The 17,427-nt window shown below is 42.3% G+C and carries 14 protein-coding genes; 5 read left to right on the top strand and 9 right to left on the bottom strand.

The window, feature by feature from the left end; all coding sequences use genetic code 11:
- Positions 1-20: 20 nt before the first annotated feature.
- The 4 genes from LPTSP_RS09715 to LPTSP_RS09700 all read right to left on the bottom strand — a co-directional run bounded on the left by LPTSP_RS09715 (position 21) and on the right by LPTSP_RS09700 (position 4,554).
- Positions 21-1,559 (bottom strand): sodium:solute symporter family transporter, encoded by a 1,539-nt coding sequence (locus tag LPTSP_RS09715; RefSeq protein ID WP_108928595.1) that lies wholly within the window; start codon positions 1,557-1,559, stop codon positions 21-23.
- Complete coding sequence (locus tag LPTSP_RS09710; RefSeq protein ID WP_108928594.1) at positions 1,559-1,867, bottom strand: DUF485 domain-containing protein; 309 nt, start codon at positions 1,865-1,867, stop codon at positions 1,559-1,561. The genes LPTSP_RS09715 and LPTSP_RS09710 overlap by 1 nt, the downstream gene beginning before the upstream one ends.
- A 122-nt stretch (positions 1,868-1,989) precedes the next feature.
- Entirely contained in the window at positions 1,990-2,706 is a 717-nt protein-coding gene (locus LPTSP_RS09705) for an amidohydrolase (RefSeq protein ID WP_108928593.1), read from the bottom strand.
- Positions 2,707-2,727: 21 nt separating this feature from the next.
- Positions 2,728-4,554: a hypothetical protein gene (locus LPTSP_RS09700; RefSeq protein ID WP_108928592.1), complete on the bottom strand. Its 1,827-nt coding sequence runs from the start codon at positions 4,552-4,554 to the stop codon at positions 2,728-2,730.
- A gap of 113 nt (positions 4,555-4,667) precedes the next feature.
- Between LPTSP_RS09700 and LPTSP_RS09695 the strand changes: the two genes are divergently transcribed.
- The 3 genes from LPTSP_RS09695 to LPTSP_RS09685 all read left to right on the top strand — a co-directional run bounded on the left by LPTSP_RS09695 (position 4,668) and on the right by LPTSP_RS09685 (position 6,649).
- On the top strand, positions 4,668-5,030 hold the full coding sequence (locus LPTSP_RS09695) for an STAS domain-containing protein (RefSeq protein ID WP_108928591.1): 363 nt from the start codon (positions 4,668-4,670) through the stop codon (positions 5,028-5,030).
- 61 nt (positions 5,031-5,091) lie between these two features.
- Positions 5,092-5,835, top strand: coding sequence for an LA_1326/LA_4305 family lipoprotein (locus LPTSP_RS09690; protein ID WP_108929864.1), 744 nt, complete (start codon positions 5,092-5,094; stop codon positions 5,833-5,835).
- Between the two features lie 124 nt (positions 5,836-5,959).
- The gene (locus LPTSP_RS09685) at positions 5,960-6,649 is read left to right on the top strand and encodes a DUF1003 domain-containing protein (protein WP_108928590.1); all 690 of its coding nucleotides are present in this window, start codon (positions 5,960-5,962) and stop codon (positions 6,647-6,649) included.
- A gap of 31 nt (positions 6,650-6,680) precedes the next feature.
- Here LPTSP_RS09685 and ileS read toward each other — a convergent pair whose 3' ends face one another.
- The 5 genes from ileS to LPTSP_RS09660 all read right to left on the bottom strand — a co-directional run bounded on the left by ileS (position 6,681) and on the right by LPTSP_RS09660 (position 14,390).
- Positions 6,681-9,419, bottom strand: coding sequence for an isoleucine--tRNA ligase (gene ileS / locus LPTSP_RS09680; RefSeq protein ID WP_108928589.1), 2,739 nt, complete (start codon positions 9,417-9,419; stop codon positions 6,681-6,683).
- 3 nt (positions 9,420-9,422) lie between these two features.
- Complete coding sequence (locus LPTSP_RS09675; RefSeq protein WP_108928588.1) at positions 9,423-10,067, bottom strand: leucine-rich repeat domain-containing protein; 645 nt, start codon at positions 10,065-10,067, stop codon at positions 9,423-9,425.
- Positions 10,064-12,295: a phosphoribosylformylglycinamidine synthase subunit PurL gene (gene purL / locus LPTSP_RS09670; RefSeq protein WP_108928587.1), complete on the bottom strand. Its 2,232-nt coding sequence runs from the start codon at positions 12,293-12,295 to the stop codon at positions 10,064-10,066. Before purL ends, LPTSP_RS09675 begins: the two co-directional genes overlap by 4 nt.
- Positions 12,296-12,365: 70 nt before the next feature.
- Positions 12,366-12,845, bottom strand: a complete 480-nt coding sequence (locus tag LPTSP_RS09665; RefSeq protein ID WP_108928586.1) for a flavin reductase family protein — start codon at positions 12,843-12,845, stop codon at positions 12,366-12,368.
- 54 nt (positions 12,846-12,899) lie between these two features.
- The gene (locus tag LPTSP_RS09660; protein ID WP_174704453.1) at positions 12,900-14,390 is read right to left on the bottom strand and encodes an amidase; all 1,491 of its coding nucleotides are present in this window, start codon (positions 14,388-14,390) and stop codon (positions 12,900-12,902) included.
- 206 nt (positions 14,391-14,596) lie between these two features.
- On the opposite strand from LPTSP_RS09660, the gene LPTSP_RS09655 reads away from it, so the two are divergent.
- Together LPTSP_RS09655 and LPTSP_RS09650 are read left to right on the top strand one after the other, a co-directional pair.
- Positions 14,597-15,565, top strand: coding sequence for an ankyrin repeat domain-containing protein (locus LPTSP_RS09655; RefSeq protein WP_108928584.1), 969 nt, complete (start codon positions 14,597-14,599; stop codon positions 15,563-15,565).
- Positions 15,566-15,713: 148 nt separating this feature from the next.
- Positions 15,714-17,426: an HsdM family class I SAM-dependent methyltransferase gene (locus LPTSP_RS09650; protein WP_108928583.1), complete on the top strand. Its 1,713-nt coding sequence runs from the start codon at positions 15,714-15,716 to the stop codon at positions 17,424-17,426.
- The last annotated feature ends 1 nt before the right edge of the window (position 17,427 follow it).

Raw genomic sequence — 17,427 nt, 5'->3', positions numbered from 1 at the left:
GCAGCTTTACGTTCCGTTTTTTACTCCGCTCCAATTCCTAAATAAACTCTAACTTTTTCGGATTCGAATCTTGCAGTCGCGTTTTCATCCGGAAATAGTTTAGAAAAAATGAATGCAGATAAAAATGCCAAAGACATAGAAACAATTGCAGGATTTTTTAAAGGGAAGATTGCCTGATCGAATTTAAAAACATCCACCCAAACAGTAGGGCTGAATATTATAAATAAAGTGGCAGAAACCGAGCCAATTAGAATGGAGAATACTCCTCCCAATGTGCTAAAATTTTTCCAGAGAATGGATAAGATTAATGCTGGGAAGTTCCCGCTGGCTGCGATTGCAAACGCCAACCCTACCATGAAGGCCACGTTCTGATCCTTGAATAAGATCCCAAGGAGAATGCTGACTACACTGAATACAACAGTCGCTTTTTTGGCGACTGAGACCTGTTCTTTTTCGGTTGCCTTACCTTCTGTGAATACGTTGAAGTAAAGATCATGAGAAATGGTAGAAGCAGCAGCTAATGTCAGACCTGCTACAACTGCAAGGATCGTAGCGAACGCAACCGCTGCGATAAATCCTAAGAAGGGAGTCCCTCCGAGTAATTCCGCTAAAAGTGCGGCCGCCATATTTCCACCCTTGTCTATACCTGCGATCTGTTCTCTTCCGATAAGGACAGCAGCGGCAAAACCTACGATTGGAATGATGATATAAAAATATCCGATGAATGTGGTTGCATATGCTACGGATTTTCTGGCTTCTTTTGCGTCTGGCACCGTATAAAATCTCATTAGAATATGAGGTAAACCTAATAGACCGAACATTAAGGCAAGCCCTAAAGAAATAGAATCGATTGGACTTGCGGCAAATCCTCCCGGCTCTAAGGCTGTTCTGCCGAATTTGGTCTCTACTTCGGAGAATAGATTTTCCAAGCTAAAACCAAATTGGGCCAAGGATAAGATCACAAGTAGAGTAACACCGAAAAGCAGAAGGCAGGCCTTGATGATCTGGACCCAAGTGGTCGCAATCATTCCCCCGAAGAGAACATACATAAGCATGACGCCACCCACGATCACAACCGCCAACTCGTAAGGAAGACCGAACATAAGATTGATCAGTTTTCCGGAACCAACGATCTGAGCGATAGAGTAGGTGATTGTTACTAAAATCCCACCGATAGAAGCAACGATCCGGATCGGTTTTTGTTTTAAACGAAATGCTAATACATCCGCAAAAGTATATTTTCCTAGATTGCGTAAAGGCTCCGCTAAAAGGAACATGAGCGCGGGCCATCCCACAAGCCAGCCGACCGCATAGATGATCCCATCGTAACCTTTTAAAGCCACCATGCCTGAAATTCCCAAAAAGGAAGCAGCTGACATGAAGTCTCCCGAAAGAGCCAAACCGTTTTGAAAACCAGTAATGGATCTACCCGCCGCATAAAACTCGCTGGAAGTTTTGGTCTTTTTAGCGGCCCAATAAGTAATTCCTAATGTAAGAACTACGAATATTACGAAGAATAGAACGGAGATAAAGTTCGGTTGGCCTAAAGAGGATTCCATTATTTAGCCTCCGATTCTAATTTAGATTTTAATACTTCTACTTCTTGGTCGTAATATCTGTTGGCCCAGAAAACGTACACGAATGTGAGAAACCAAGAGAACAAGATCACCGAGGCGCCGGCGTACAATCCGTAATTACCGTTACCCAGTTTTTGGGTGACCCAATCTTTTTTTAAGGCGATAATTAGTATAAATCCGTAATAGTTCAGGAATAGGAAAAACAATAAAACGAAACTAACTGTCCATCTAATCCGAACTAATTTTTTAAACTCGATGGATTCGATCAATTGATGAGCTTTTATCTTCATGTTGAAGTCCTTGGAACGGCGGAGAGAATAGAATTATACATCCGGTTGGCAAGGATAAAAAGTCTTTTAGAAATAAATCTACTCCGACTCTTTGTCACAAAGTCGACTATCGATAAAGAAGATTAAAATAAACCGTTAATGCCGTTAATGTTAACTGTTTTGATGATCTCTTTTTCTTGTTCGGTCTCTGCCACCTTCCATGTGACTCCTGTCGGAGTGGAAAGTAGGCTTCTTCCTATTCTTTTTTTGCCGAAAGGGATCCCGTAACCGGAACTACGCACTAAGAACATTCCATATTGGGAGGAAAGATCCGCGTAATTCTTTAGGTCTTGAGAGTAGTCTGTACCGTTATCCGAAACAGAGTCCAAATGGAATGCCAAATTGATCCTATCCGATTTTAATTTTTCCAGCTTGGACTTATCTTGGATCTCTTTGCCTGCAAAGATCCCGAAACGAAATCCTCCCAGGATTAAAGAATCTTCTCCCGAACCTGGAACTGCAGGAGAGTCTTCGGAAGATAGACCTTTTACATCGTACCAATCCACTAATACAATGTTTTGAACGATAGGGATGGAGAATCTTAGCTGGCCCTCGTCGTCTCTTCGGAACATTCCTCCACCGAAGATCGCACCTTTATAAACTTCTGAGATTGCATAGATCTCATCTAAAAAAGTTTTAGCGCGGGAAGCTAATGATTCAGGAGAACCATTTCCTCCTCCCGGAAAGTATAAAGGTAAAATGAGGAAATCCGATTTTTCCTTAGAAAGTTTGGTTCTCTGTTCGGGAGAAACCGGCTGGGATAGATCCTTTTGGAAAAGGGTAATTTTTACTGAGGTCACTCTTTACCTGCGACTTTGAATTTAATCGGAAAGTATGGAAGGGTCCACACCGAAACTATCGTCTTCTCCGTCGCCGGACTCGGCTCCAGGACTTAAAATTTCCGCTTCCGGAGCGGAGCTTGCAGCCTTGATGCCGAATTCTTTTTCCATCTCTTCAGCGGAAAGTTCTGGAACTCCACCGAAAAGATCCCCGTTTTCCAAACGTTCGGCAAACGCCAGAGCATAACAATAAGATTCCATAATACACTGCTTTATGGGTTTCTTATTCAATCTCTTTTTGGATTCCATTAGATCGAAAGTCATTAAAGTTTCCATATTGGTTACGATCTCTTTTTTGCCTTTCATATCAGCGATAAGTTTGGAAAGAAGTTCCGCTCCCTTCTGAAAAAAGTCCTTGGCGGTAACTCTTACGTTACGCGACTGTTGGCTTCTTTTAGTCTCTAAGGCGGAGGTCTTTTTGGAAGCTTCAATATAATTTGCGCCCGGGTTTTTGAGATGGTTTTCCAGTTCTTTGTAATATTGGTCGTAGATCCTGAATTGTTCGTGGATCCCTCTGGTAGTCTCATAAAGATCGATCAGTTTTTCACGATAATCCATTTTGGATCCGCTCACTATCGTCGGTTTCAGATCTATCTTCTTTGTGGTCATTACAAAGGAATATTCTTCGTCGAATTCTCTGAAGAATAGCCAGGTCAAGAGAGCCTTGTCTCCGGCAGGGATAATTTCGTGTTCTCCTCTGGCATCATGACGTTTTCTTAATTGATCCAAAGGCAAAGATCTCATGAGTTTTAGGCCGTACTTCAGCTCTTTGCTAAGGCCTTCTTCAGGATCGACCGGTTTTTCTTCAGAAGCTTCTTCCGTATCTTCCTCTTCTGGTTGGGCTCCACCGGAGATTTCGTCTAACTCTTCGCCCTGCTTTCTTTGGCCCAGTTTCTCTTCCGGGAGAATTCCTAGGACATTCTCCATATATGTGCTCAAGAGAGGGATGTTCTTGTCCTCACTTCTGAGAATTGCAAGATAGAGCTTATCAAAAATGGTCCCGTACAGAACGTCGAATTCCTGGAGGGCTCTTTTTCTTTTAGTATTGTAAACCGTCGCGGGTTTACCTTCCAGTTTCTCCAGCGCCTGGTAGCCCAAGGTCACCGCTTTCACGTATGAACCTTGGAAAGGATACATATAATACAATTTTTTGAATATAGAATAGAGGGGTTGTCTCACTCTATTGACCGATACTGGAAGGTCAGGAGCCGCGTTATGCCCTTCTAAAAGCTGGCCTAACTCATTGCTATCGTAGGCTTTGTGCATTCTGCCCAAAAGTTCGATGTAAAGAGGATTTTGTCCGTCCAGCTCTTTTGCGATCTTAGAAGCGTAGGCCGGATTTCCTAAAAGATCGTTCCCTACGAAGTTCATTTCTAAGAGAGCTTTTTTTCCGGCGATATTCAACTCGGACATAAAAGCGGGGAGAAGATCACTGGAAGAAAATGACGTTACGCGGGAGATCCAACATTTGAATCGGACCGCCATACGATTGAAAAAATTCCCCATCTCATCTTCTAAGGCTTTACGATCCATGATTGGATTCGGCTTAGAAGTTACGGCCTTTGCCGGAGGTTTTCCTGATTTAGAAGGCTGGTTCTGTCTCGGGTCTCTTCCCCCGGCTTGGCTTCTTGCGCCTTGGCGGATCTGGGGTTGTTCTTTCTGTTTGCGAAGAGCTTCTTCCCTTTTTTTATCCTTATCGGAGACAACTTTTCCACCGGCGGACTGGAACTTGTCGAACATTTCCCGCCTGGCTTTGTCATCTAGGTTATTAGCACCGATAGTTTTTCTGGTTTTATCGAATTCGGACATGGACTGGATTCCTTAGAAACCGCTCTGATTGTATCTTGGCTTTCTGGCGAAATAAATCAACAAAGATACTTATTTCTTGACATACTCCGAATTCCTGGGCCTGTTATTTTCCCATGATTCTTAAAAGTCTCGCTCGAGAAAATCACCTGGTACTTTCAGTCCAGGAGGATATCTTGATGGATAATTCCCGGGACTTTTACCTCGAGTTCGAGGAGAGTGTTCGGGAGGGATACCCCCCTGTGGTCAGCTTTCATTTGGGTCTCGTAAAGTTTATCGACTCTTCCGGGATAGGCATTATAATCAAAGTCCGAAATCAGATCCGTGACCATAAGGGAACAGTGAATATATTCGGGCTAAATAAGTCCCTTCATTCCGTTTTTAGGCTTTCCGGTCTAGATAGAATTGTAAATCTGTACACCATCGAAGAATTTTTGGAGAAATACCCCGACTTTCGGGAATTTCTGGCGGTAGAATGAACCGGAAACTCTTCTAAAAAGTTCCAACAAATAGATGAATCAATTCGGCAAGAGTCCTGTAATGAATTTTTCACTTTTAGATCTTATGAAGGGAAAAGCTCTTCGTACTTCCTTGATCCTTTTTTTAGCGTTTAGTTTCTCCGGATGTTATCCTTATTTTTTCAAGGACCGGATGTTCCGCTCCGAGGGCATGGGCTTTTTCACCATAGATGTTTCCGATCTACCGGAATTTGATAAAACTTCCAAGAACGAAGATGTCAAATTGGAACATCCTATCCAATTGGATCAGGCCAAAATTAAGGACTATTTTGGAAATTTAAGATATTCTAAACGTTCTTCCGTTGGTTACTTTTCGGATTTCGTATTTTCCGACCATGAATTGGATCTACTTGCAAGGGATCTGCCTTATACTCTAAAAAACCTCCCGAATGACAAACTTCTTCTTATCATTTCCAAATATGATGATACACAATCTGTGATCTCTTTCGACGAGGTTACAAGCTGTGTTCTTTGGGCGGGAGAAGGTAAGATCAATATTCTATTCGGTCGTATCAAACGTGAGCTTGTAGATAGGGAAGCTGCCCTGGATTTTAGCCGCTGGACTCGGATCGAAAAGATCAGGCTTGCTCATGGCTATGACGGGACCGAGATTGCGGAAGGGGAGAATGTGGACTTCGGACAGATAGACGGACTTCCATTACGTAAATGGGTTGTGTTCGATCTGAAAAATCCGAGCAAATACAAGTTCACTCCCAGAAAACAGTACCAGCCTGTCAAACTCACCGACGAGAACGATAGGCCTTAAGTTTCGAAGAATATTATAAATTAGAAATATTCTTTTTACTCTTTCCCGGTCTGAATATGCCTTGAACCGGTTTCTATTTGAGAATTAAGCTTGAAGTTGGCTTAGCTTTTTGCAAAATTCCAGTATGAGCTCGGAATACTGCTGTTTAAATCCTTCTATCACCGATACTAAAGACCTAATCTCTTTCGAATATATCAATCCAGAGATTTTGGAATTGATCCAAAAAGATCCTAGATACCAATCCGGTAGTAATATGGTCTCACTCACCGAATTGAATCTAGCAACGATGAAATATATTCAGGGGATGATCCAAACAGAAACCTCGGAATTGAGTTCTTTGGAAGAAGAAGTAAAAAACAGTTTGGAAAATCAGGATCTGATTTCGGAAGATATTAACCGAACCTTCCAGTCGGGTTTGAGTATCGGCCAAAGAATTGCGGATAGGGTAGCCGAATTCGGAGGGAGTTGGACTTTTATCATTTTATTCGGTTCCGTTATGGCTACCTGGATCGGCACCAATATAATTTTTTCTTCTTCTTTAAGATTCGATCCTTATCCATTCATATTATTAAATTTAGTATTATCCACTTTGGCGGCTATCCAAGCTCCGATCATTATGATGAGCCAAAATCGACAAGAATCCAAAGATAGGGCCCGCTCAGAATTGGATTATAAGGTGAATTTAAAAGCGGAATTAGAGATCCGACATCTGCATGAAAAGATAGATCATATTCTCAAAAACCAATGGAGAAGGTTGACAGAGATCCAACAGATCCAAATGCAGCTATTACAAATATTAGGAAATCGTAAATAAAGAAGTTCGAATCTACGGTGTTCCTGCGGCCTTAGACGGCCGCGGCACAACGTTTACATAGACCGTTTGTTCTTTCTTCCGCTGGATGTCTCCAGCAGCGAGGACATTCTTCTTCTTTCGGTTTTACCACTCGAACAAAGAAATGTTCGTCAGAATATTCCGATAGTTGTTCTCTATCCGATTTTTCAAAACCTACTTGAGAAACTGTAAAGATCAGCTCCAGAGTCTGTAAGGAAAAATCTTTTTGGAGTTTATTCTCCACTTTGGAAGAGATCTCGACTGCGGCTTCTAAGGACTTTCCTAATTTACCCGCCTGTCTTGCTAACTCCAGGGATTTGTGAACCGTTTCTCTTACTGCCAATACAACTTCGAACTTAGTTTCCAGTTCCGTATTTCTTAAAGAAGAAAGGTCCGGGAATTCTTCCGTAAATATGGATTCCTTTCTTCCATTCTCTTTCCAAACTTCTTCTGAGGTGAAGCTTAAGATAGGGGCGGAGAATATACAAAGAGTTTCTAATATGATTTGAAGTGCCGTGCAGGAAGATCTTCTTGTTTTGGAATCCCTGCGATCGCAGTACATTCTATCCCTGATCATTTCGAAATAATCTTGGGAAAGAGTTACTGTGCAGAATAATAAAAGTTTTTGGTATACTTGGTGGAACTGATAATTCTCGTAATGATTTTTCAGTTCTTCCGTAAGTTGCGACAATTTGGATAGATAGTATTTGTCCACTTCTTCCAGATCGGAAACGTTTAGGTTTTGGTCCGAAGAATGTCCTGCCAAATTTCCTAAAAGGTATCTGAATGTATTTCGGATCTTTCTGTAATTATCGGCGATGATCTTGAGTCCGTCTTTTCCGACCCTTACATCGTCTCTGAAGTCCTGGGAGCTTACCCAAAGCCTGAGTATATCTGCGCCGTATACGTTAATGATATCTGTGGTAGGATCTATTCCATTGCCCAAAGACTTGGACATGGCTCTTCCTTGTTCGTCCAAGACATATCCGTGAGTAAGGACGGATTTGTATGGAGGAATTCCGCGCAATGCCATAGAAGGCCACAGACTGGATTGGAACCAACCCCTATGTTGGTCGGAACCTTCTAAATATAGATCCGCAGGAGGTTCGTTGGCTCTTTCTTTTAATACTGCAAAATTCGAAACTCCCGAATCGAACCAAACATCCAGGATATCTTTTCCTTTTCTAAAAGAAGAAGATCCGCATTTGGAACATTTTGTTCCGGGAGGAAGAAGTGAATCCGCAGGTTCACTATACCAGATCTCTATTCCTTTAGTTCTCACAAGATCGGTGAAGAATTTTACGGATTTTGCATCTAGATGGGTTTCATTACAATTTTCGCAAGTGAATGCAGGGATTGGAACTCCCCAGTTTCTTTGTCTGGAAAGACACCAGTCAGGTCTAGTCTCTACCATGGAACGGATCCTGGTGATTCCCCAGTTAGGTATCCAGCTTACTTTGTCGATCGCCTCAAGAGATTTTTCCCTAAGTTCTTTGTAATCCATTTGGAAAAACCATTGTGGAGTTGCGCGGAAGATTAGCGGCTTCTTACTTCTCCAACTATGAGGATAACTGTGTTCAAATTCTGAATAATGAAGTAATAGATTTTTTTCTCTGAGAAGTTCCACGATCTTAGGATTTGCGTCCCAGACCTTGATCCCTTTCATCATCGGGAATTCGTCCGTATATCTACCGTAATCATCTACAGGAGAATAAGGTTCTAAACCTGCGGCCAAGCCGATCTTATAGTCGTCTTGTCCATGGCCAGGTGCAGTGTGAACTGCTCCAGTTCCCGCATCCAGAGTCACATGTTCTCCAAAAAGAGGGATAGAATCCTGATCTAAGAAAGGATGACGGAATATCATTTTAGAAAGAGCTTCCTTGGAAACTGATTCTTTTTTGGTGAGTTGGACTTCTGCAGCTTTTTCTACAGCTTCTTTTAGTCCATCTGCAATGAGTAATTCTTCTCCGTTAGGGGTTGCATAAAATGAATATGCGAACTTAGGATTAAAGCTGATTGCTAGGTTTGCAGGAAGAGTCCAAGGAGTAGTGGTCCATATCAGACAGAATTTTCCGGTCTGTCCTTTGATCGGGAATTTTACATAGATGGATGGAGATCTATGTGGATAATATTCTATCTCCGCTTCTGCGTGAGCGGTCGCAAGTTCTATACACCAATAAACCGGTTTTTTGCCTCTATATACATAACCTTTTTCGAATAGATCTCCGAAAACTTCTACGATTTTTGCCTCGAAATCGGGGCTCATCGTTTTGTAGATCTTACCTTCTTCCCAAAAACATAAGAAACGAGAAAGGTCCTGTCCTTGTTTTTGAACCCATTGTTCTGCGTATTCTCTACAAAGTTTTCTTAATTCTTCTGGGCCGATCTCTCTGGCTTTTTTACCCAGATCCTTAAGCACCTGCACTTCGATAGGAAGACCATGACAGTCCCAACCAGGGATCATATCCGTTTGGTAACCTGCAAAAAATTTGGACTTAACGATCATGTCCTTTAAGATCTTATTAAGTGCGTGTCCTGTATGAAAGTTACCGTTTGCATAAGGAGGTCCGTCATGAAGAATGAACTGGGGACGATCCTTTCTTTTCTCCTGCATCTTACGCAGTATTTTTTCGGATTGCCAGGTTTTTATCTGGTCAGGCTCTCTGGTAGAAAGCCCCGCCTTCATTGGAAAATCCGTCTGAGGTAATATTACGGTATTTGAATATGGATTCTTCTTATCTTCTTCTTTCATGGATTAAAATTCTATCTTCACTTTAGGGAGAAGTTTTCTTGCGGATTCTATTTGAGAAGGTTTTAATCCTGTCTCTTTTAAGATCAGTAGTCTTAATTTAGGATGGCTGGCTAAAAAACCGAAGTTTTTAGGGAATCCTGCGATCTTTCTGTTCCTTGCCAGATCCAAAACTTCTAGTTTCGGAAATCCCATCACTATATCTATATCGGATTCTTTGAATTCTATCTTGTTGGAATCTAAATAGATGGCTTGGATAGAAGTTCCAGTCAGCTCGGAAGGAATTCCTTCAAAATCGTTATTTCCTGCGAAAAAAAATTTGAGTTTTGATAGTTTAGAAACGGACGCGGGAAGTTTTTCTATATCGTTCCCATAAATATTCAAATGTTCTAAATTACTCCAATCTCCGGCATTTTCAGGAAGGGAAGTAAGCTCATTCATTCTTAGATCCAGCCATTTCAAGTTCGGAAAATTGAATAGTGCCGGAGGAACATTCCCTAATTTGCCAAGACCCAAATCCAATTTTTCTACCGAGTTTGGGTTTTTAGAAGCCTCGTTTAAAATTTCAGAAGCAGGACGTCTGCAGTCTGAAATAATAAAAGCTGCGCAAAGAATTAAGTAGGCGATACCGATTTTCTGGATGGTTCTCATTTGAATATTTCCTCTAAACCGGATTCATATACCGGTTTTAGTTCGTTCGAAGAGACGGAAATTCCGTATCCTTCAATCTGGAGTTTGGGATCCGCTTCGACGGTTCCGACGGAATGGAAATCCAGGCCCTTGGAGGTAACTAATGTTTTGATACTTTCTTCTTTTCCTTTTTCATAGCCGATTAAAACGGAACTTGCACTTTCTCCGAAAAGTGTAAGATCTTTTCTGGATTGTTTGATCGCACTCAGATCTGCCTTGATCCCGAGCCCGGAGAGTATTACGATTTTTGCAAGTGCAACTCCGATCCCACCTAAGGAAAGATCCTTAGCAAAGGACAGGCTTCCGTTCTTTCTCAAAGAGACTAAAACTTCTAATAAGGATTTTTCTTCTGCAAGATCGAATTTGGGGATCTGGCCTTCCACCTTGCCTAAGAAAGTTTTTTGGTATTCGCTTCCACCCAGGCTTGGGTTGAATTTGCCAATAAGAGCCAAGGAAAGTCCTGCTTTTTTAGGAGCGCCCCAGACTGCGTCTTTCTGTTTGTCCAGAATTCCCACCATGCCGATGGTCGGAGTAGGGAAGATCGGTCCTTCCGGTGATTCGTTATAGAAGGAGACATTCCCTCCTGTGACAGGAAGTCCTAAAAATCTACAAGCGTCTCCCATTCCTCGGACACATTCGGAAAACATATAATAGTTTTCCGGAATATATGGATTTGCAAAGTTTAAGTTATTGGTCACTCCGAGCGGTTCTGCGCCTGTGACTGCTACGTTTCTTGCGGCTTCGCAGACTGCGAGCGCTGCTCCCCAGTATGGATCCAAATAGGTGAATCTGGAATTACAATCAGTTGCAGTGGCCAATGCCATATCTGTATCAGGAATTGCGGATAATCCCCCGTCTGCACCTGGTCCGATCAGTTTGACTAGACCGACTTCTGTATCATATTGTTCTATGATTGGTTTTCGGGATGAGATATTCCAAGAATTTAATAATTTAAGTAACTTCTTGCCAGCTTCGCTTTCTTGCAGATCAGGAGTTGAATCCGGAGTCCAAGAGGAGATCTGGTCCAAATACGCAGGACGTTTTGTTTCCCTTACGTATCTAGGTGCGCCTCCACCTAGAACTAAAGTATCCGCAGGGATCTTAGCTTTTAGATTTCCATCTTTATAAACTTCTAATAGACCCGTGTCGGTAACTTCTCCGATCTGAACCGCGTTTAGATTCCATTTTTTGAATATAGAAACCAGTTCTTCTTCTTTCCCTTTTTGTGGGATTACCAACATTCTTTCCTGGCTTTCGGAAAGCATTGCTTCGTAAGCGTTCATTCCGGTCTCACGGAAAGGAACCAGATCCAAATTGATCTTCATTCCGGATTTTCCTTTAGCGCTCATCTCGGATGTTGCGCAGGAAATGCCCGCAGCACCCATGTCTTGGATACCTACTAAAAGTTTTTTCTGGATAGCTTCTAAGGATGCTTCCATCAGTAGTTTTTCCATAAATGGATCTCCCACTTGGACAGCGGAACGTTTTGACTCCGATTCTTTAGTCAGATCCTTGGAAGCAAAGGATGCACCATGGATCCCGTCTCTACCTGTGGTGGAACCGACGATGAATACTGCGTTACCCACCTTTCCTCCGGTAGTAGCGCTTGCCATCTGGTCATGTCTGACAATACCGACAGTCATCGCGTTTACTAAAGGGTTCTTGGAAAAACATTCGTCTATGAATAGTTCTCCGCCGGAGACAGCAATACCTAAAGAGTTTCCGTAGTCTCCGATCCCTTTGACAGCTCTGGATAATAAGTATTTGTTTCTTGGCTCGTCAGGGTTACCAAACCTAAGAGAGTTCAAAGATACAATGGGTCTTGCTCCCATTGTAAAAATATCTCTCATGATCCCACCCACTCCTGTGGCTGCACCTTGGTATGGTTCCACTGCGGTAGGGTGATTATGACTTTCTATTTTGAAAACAACGGCCAGTCCTTGGCCAATGTCCATAGCTCCGGCATTCTCTTCTCCTGCCTGGGCCAAAAGTTTATCAGACTTTGTGGGAAGAGTTTTTAATTGGAGGATAGAATTTTTATAAGAGCAATGTTCCGACCACATTGCGGAGAAGATTCCGAGTTCTGTGGAGTTAGGTATTCTGCCTAGGATTTCCTGGATTTTGCTAAATTCTTCTGAGGTAAGACCGTGTTCGAGAGCGTCTTGGAGGGAGACGGATTCTTTTTCCATTACGGGACCAGTTTTTCTGACTTGGCCCCCACTGAAAACTATTTTAGGGCGGAAATCCTTTTCTTAACGTTCAGATATTGTAGTAGTTCCTACGGTAATACAGAAGAGGTCTTTTAGAGTCGTCGGATATGGCGAATAGAACTCTTCCGATCACTATGGTATGATCTCCTCCATCCACTTGTTTTTCCAGTTCACATTCTATCCGGGCCAATGTGCCGTTCAAGAAAGGTGCTCCGTTATGCCCTAGATCGCAGGCTAGTTTTTGGATCAGTTCATGTTTGTCTATTTTGCCAGATGCAAATTGGTTGGAAAGTTCCTGTTGGTCAGAAGATAGTATATTTACAGTGAATAGACCGGAGGCGAGCAATGGGTCGTGGCTTGCTATATTCTTTTGGAGATTAAAAAGCACCAAAGGTGGATCCAAAGAGAGCGAGCTGAAACTGCTAACTGTCAATCCCCCCGCTCTAGTAGTGTCTGAAAAGGTCACCACAGTTACTCCGGATGCAAAATGAGAAAGTGAATTTTTGAATTCGTCCGCGCTGAAAGGCATAGTAATTAGATAGTTTTTTGATCCTATTTGTAAAGTGAATTGTCTTAAAAAATCTTAAGTTCTCTTAATATCTGCCCAGGGTCTTTCTTTTTCCAATTGTCCCGCGAGTCGGAAAAGTACATCTTCTCTTCCTCTTTTGGAAGTGAATAACATCCCTATCGGTAGACCAAGAGTCGTTCTGGAAAGCGGAACGGACATAGAAGGTTGTCCCGTAAGATTTGCGAGCTGTGTAAACGGAGTCCTCGAAAGATTTTTTTCTACGAGTTGGTCCACCATGCCGCTGGCCAAAAGTAATTTGCCTGTTCCTATTCTTCCTATGATCTGCATTGCAATTTCTTCATATAGTTTGGGTGCAAGTTCCCCGATCTTGGCAGGAGGTTCTGCAGTAGTCGGGGTCAGATATAGATCATAATTTTCTAAAAAAGATTCCGAGATATAGGCGGCTTCGTCCCAATAGCGGATTGCAGATACGAAGTCTCCAGCCGATATAGATCGTCCTAAGAGCCCTAAGATCCAAGTGGTGGATTCCACATCTCCCATCTTTGCTTTTCTTCCTAAAACCTTATCCAAACGGGAGATCTCGGAAGCGACTTCACCGAAATACATGGTCACGTAAGCTTTTGCTAAACGTTTTCCATCGATTAGAGGTGAACTTTCTTCTAATTTATGACCCAAAGATTTTAGGAGTTTTACTGTGTCGTGTAATGCATCAATGTGATCTTGATTGACTGGAGTTCCGATGGGAGAAGCGAAAGAATATGCGATCTTTAATTTTCCCGGGGACTTTTTCGCTTCGGATAGATAAGAAGTTTTATTTTTCTCAAGGGAGAATGCTTCTTCTATTCCGACGCCTGAGACTAGATCCAAAACTGCAGCGCTGTCTCTTACTGATTTAGTAAGAACATGATCTTGAGAAGCTCCTTGCCAAACTCTTCCATAAGGACGAACTGGAACTCTTCCTCTACTTGGTTTTAATCCGAATAGTCCGCAATAAGCTGCTGGTATCCGGATGGATCCTCCTCCGTCCGAACCCGTTGCGATGGAACTCATACCGGATGCGACTGCCGATCCTGCGCCACCACTAGAACCACCAGGAGTTCTTTCCGGATCCCAAGGATTTCGAGTCGGTCCGTGGAACTTAGGCTCTGTGATTCCCATTAAAGCGAACTCGGGAACATTCGTAGTACCTATAAAAAGAAAACCAGCCTTCCTAAGTCTGGAAACAAAAACGCTATCATCGGATGGAGCGTAATTTTGGTAAGCCTTAGATCCGGAAGTGATCTTTTGTCCCTTCACATGATGCAGCAGATCTTTAAGAAGAAGGGGAACTCCGTAAAAAGGGCCCTTAGGTATTTTGCCCGATCTCAGCTCTTCCCTTGCCTTGTCGATCGTGTTCAAGACAACCGCGTTCAGTTCCGGATTAAATCTATTTATCTTAGTTTCAGAAAAATCTAATAAGTCCTTGGGCTGGATCTTCTTCTTTCGGATCAAATCAGCAAGACCGATAGTATCATAAGAATCGAATTGGAATTTTGTACTGCTCATATTCTTCCGCCACAAGGGATTTAGGACTCGGTCGAAGGGGGAATCCAGGAAATAATCCCGGGAACCATTTCCCGAATAAAATGCTCTAAGGGAGAGAGGCATAAAGCTTGGCCCACTAGGGTCAAGGATATTCCCCTGCCGAAGGGAATTTTCATTTATAGAATCGCAGCTAAAATCAGGATGGGTAAATATCGGTGATCGGAATAATGGATTTATTGGCAAAATACGGCAAACTTAGACGCGGAAGCTGGGCTGTGCTCGTTTTCGTCTTCAGTTTGGCTATCGAAGCCGATACCGAGCTGGACAAACAGTTTTTATCCGCGGTAAAAGAAGGGGATCTTCGCAAGGTAGAATTACTGCTCAACCAGGGTGCCACAGTGGACGCCAAGGATGATGAAGGCCGCACTGCGATCATGCTCGCAGAAGGTGAGGACGTAGTCGAGTTCCTCATCAAACACGGAGCAAATATAAATGCTCAGGATGTGGACGGGAATTCCGTATTATTCTATCGTTTACTCCCTATCTTAAAAGTAAAAATTCCTGATATGGACGATCTGGCCGAGGCAAAACGCCTAATAGAGTCAGGTGCATTGGTAGAATACACTGCTAGAAAAGGCGAGGACCAAAAACCGGTTTCCCTTCTCAATATGGCGATCCGGAACCAAAGTCTTGTTTTAGTAAAATTTTTGATTGAGAACGGAGCCAATCCAAATCATGATCCGGGTGGAATTGAAGAATATCCTCTTTTCTTAGCTGTGGGAGGCGCTTCTTCTCCTTCTAATTTGGCGATTGCAGAATATTTGTTAGCGAACGGTTCCAAAGCGGTGTTCACTAGCAGATTGAAAGACGTTCACACTCCTAATGGGACTCACCAGATCGGAGCAAGAAATGCATTTCATTATGCTACAGAATCCAAACAAACCGACCTGAAAATTTTGGATGTTTTGGCTAAGGCCGGGACCAATCTAAATCATAGAGATGCAGAAGGAAAGACTCCTCTTATGGAAGCTATCCAGAGAAAAAATGTTTCTGCAGCTCAGAAATTGATCCAACTTGGATCCGATCTTTCGCTCGCAGATAACCAAGGTAAGACGGCTTTAGATCTGTCAAAAGAATATCATCTAGATGAAATAGAGCGAATTTTAGTCGAAAAACTTTCCTCAAAGACACAATAATACAAAATCTCTTAGTATACAGTTTTTTTAGAGTATACCTAAGCCGCTTTTCGATGTACGATACTTTTTTCTAAAAACCTCTAACAATTGTAAGGTTGTCATGTAGATCCGTCGTCATATCAACGTTATATAGGCGAAAATTTCTTTCATGATCGTACCGTGCGAAGACACAGTTGATTCTCACCGAGAAAAATCGGATCCTAAAACCAAAGAGAAAGCCTTAGGTCAGTTCTTCACGCCTTCTGACTTAGTAGGACCTATGTTGGAATGGGTTTCCGAAACCAAAGCTGTCTTAGAAGGTAAAAAACTTAAGATATTGGATCCAGGAACGGGAGAAGGAATTTTTTTCCAAAAATTCCAGGATCATTTTCCAAATTTAGATAGTGAATTTCACGGTTGGGAGATCGATCCAATCCTACATGAGAAGTGTATACAAAACCTGGAAAGAGCTGGGATATCCAAAAATCGTTTTCATTTGGTCTTAGGGGACTTCTTACAAAACGAAAAAAAAGAAAATTACGATATTATACTCTGTAATCCTCCTTATCTTCGCCTAAGCCATTCCAAACATGGAAAAAAACTGATCAGACAATTCGCGGAGGACATCAACGAGGAGATTCCCGGCACTGCGAATCTATATGTGTTCTTCTTACTCCGTATACTAAGACTTTTAGGACCTGGAGGAAGGGCTTCCATACTTGTGCCTTACGAATTCTTGAATGCAGGATACGGAGTCCCGATAAAAAAAGCGATCATTCAATCCGGATATCTTCGCCGTATACTTATCTTAGATTCTTCCTGGTCCTTGTTCACAGGAGCAGTAACTTCTTCCTGTATACTATTCTTGGAAAATTCAAGAACGAGCGAAGAAGGTTTTCTTTGGTCTAGGACCTCATCATTCATTAAAGGAGAAAGTATAGAGCTTTCCGAGATGGTTTGGAGAAAAATCCGTCCAGATGCAGAGGCAAAGTGGACTAGATTATTGAGCGACGACTCGGAACCGATACAAAACATAAAAAATGATGATAAAAATTCACCTAACAATAATTATGTGACTATGTCCGAAGATATTCGTCAAGGATGGGTCCCTATTAAGGAATTCGGAAGTTTTAGGAGAGGAATCGCGACAGGGGACAACGGATATTTTCTTTTATCGGAAAAGGACGCTTCGAACTTATCTATTCCTAAAAACTATCTTAGATCTTCTATTCCAAAAGCTCAATACGCGCTTTCTCCTTTTTTTACCGGAGATGATTGGAACACTTTGAAATCACAAGGAGCCAAGGTTTGGCTTCTAGATGCGAAAGACGTTCCAAACAACGAGGAAGAAGAAGGTATTAACAAATATCTGGAAGAAGGAATAAAACGAGGCGTGCCTAAACGTTTTCTTCCTTCTAAAAGAAAACCTTGGCATTCTCAGGAAAACAGAGGACCTTGTAGGATCTTAGCTACTTCTTTTCATAGGGAAGAAGTAAGATTTGTATTCAACCAAAGTCCCGCAGTGCATCTCACCTGCTTTCACGGGTTTTCCGCAAAACCGGAGTATACACATTTCGAAGAATATATATTTGCTTATCTGATCACTCCACATGTCCGCAAAGAATTGGAATCTAGAACAAGGGAATACGCCCAAGGACTACGAAAAGTAGAACCGGGTGATCTAAATTCACTTCTTGTGCCTGATTTCAGAAAATTAAAAGAAGCGGAGAAGGAGAAGATAGGAAAATTGCTCCATAATTACAGGAAAATGATCCGTCCTTGGACTCCTGGTCGCAGACAAAAAGGAGAAAAGGGGATCAAAAACCCGGAAGAAGAAGCAGTTCTCAAAAGTATTGAGACCGAATTCCTAACCGGGTTGTAAG

It is taken from the genome of Leptospira johnsonii, from assembly GCF_003112675.1.
In the GTDB taxonomy this organism is placed as follows: Bacteria; Spirochaetota; Leptospiria; order Leptospirales; family Leptospiraceae; genus Leptospira_B; species Leptospira_B johnsonii.
This window is presented reverse-complemented; position numbering and strand designations above follow the sequence as displayed.

Coding starts and splice junctions, on each gene's coding strand:
- LPTSP_RS09695 (WP_108928591.1), top strand. CDS start 4,668: ATGATTCTTAAAAGTCTCGCTCGAGAAAATCACCTGGTACTTTCAGTC.
- LPTSP_RS09685 (WP_108928590.1), top strand. CDS start 5,960: ATGAGCTCGGAATACTGCTGTTTAAATCCTTCTATCACCGATACTAAA.
- LPTSP_RS09700 (WP_108928592.1), bottom strand. CDS start 4,554: ATGTCCGAATTCGATAAAACCAGAAAAACTATCGGTGCTAATAACCTA.
- LPTSP_RS09655 (WP_108928584.1), top strand. CDS start 14,597: ATGGATTTATTGGCAAAATACGGCAAACTTAGACGCGGAAGCTGGGCT.
- purL (WP_108928587.1), bottom strand. CDS start 12,295: ATGGAAAAAGAATCCGTCTCCCTCCAAGACGCTCTCGAACACGGTCTT.
- LPTSP_RS09660 (WP_174704453.1), bottom strand. CDS start 14,390: ATGAGCAGTACAAAATTCCAATTCGATTCTTATGATACTATCGGTCTT.
- LPTSP_RS09710 (WP_108928594.1), bottom strand. CDS start 1,867: ATGAAGATAAAAGCTCATCAATTGATCGAATCCATCGAGTTTAAAAAA.
- LPTSP_RS09690 (WP_108929864.1), top strand. CDS start 5,092: ATGAATTTTTCACTTTTAGATCTTATGAAGGGAAAAGCTCTTCGTACT.
- LPTSP_RS09665 (WP_108928586.1), bottom strand. CDS start 12,845: ATGCCTTTCAGCGCGGACGAATTCAAAAATTCACTTTCTCATTTTGCA.
- ileS (WP_108928589.1), bottom strand. CDS start 9,419: ATGAAAGAAGAAGATAAGAAGAATCCATATTCAAATACCGTAATATTA.
- LPTSP_RS09675 (WP_108928588.1), bottom strand. CDS start 10,067: ATGAGAACCATCCAGAAAATCGGTATCGCCTACTTAATTCTTTGCGCA.
- LPTSP_RS09650 (WP_108928583.1), top strand. CDS start 15,714: ATGATCGTACCGTGCGAAGACACAGTTGATTCTCACCGAGAAAAATCG.
- LPTSP_RS09715 (WP_108928595.1), bottom strand. CDS start 1,559: ATGGAATCCTCTTTAGGCCAACCGAACTTTATCTCCGTTCTATTCTTC.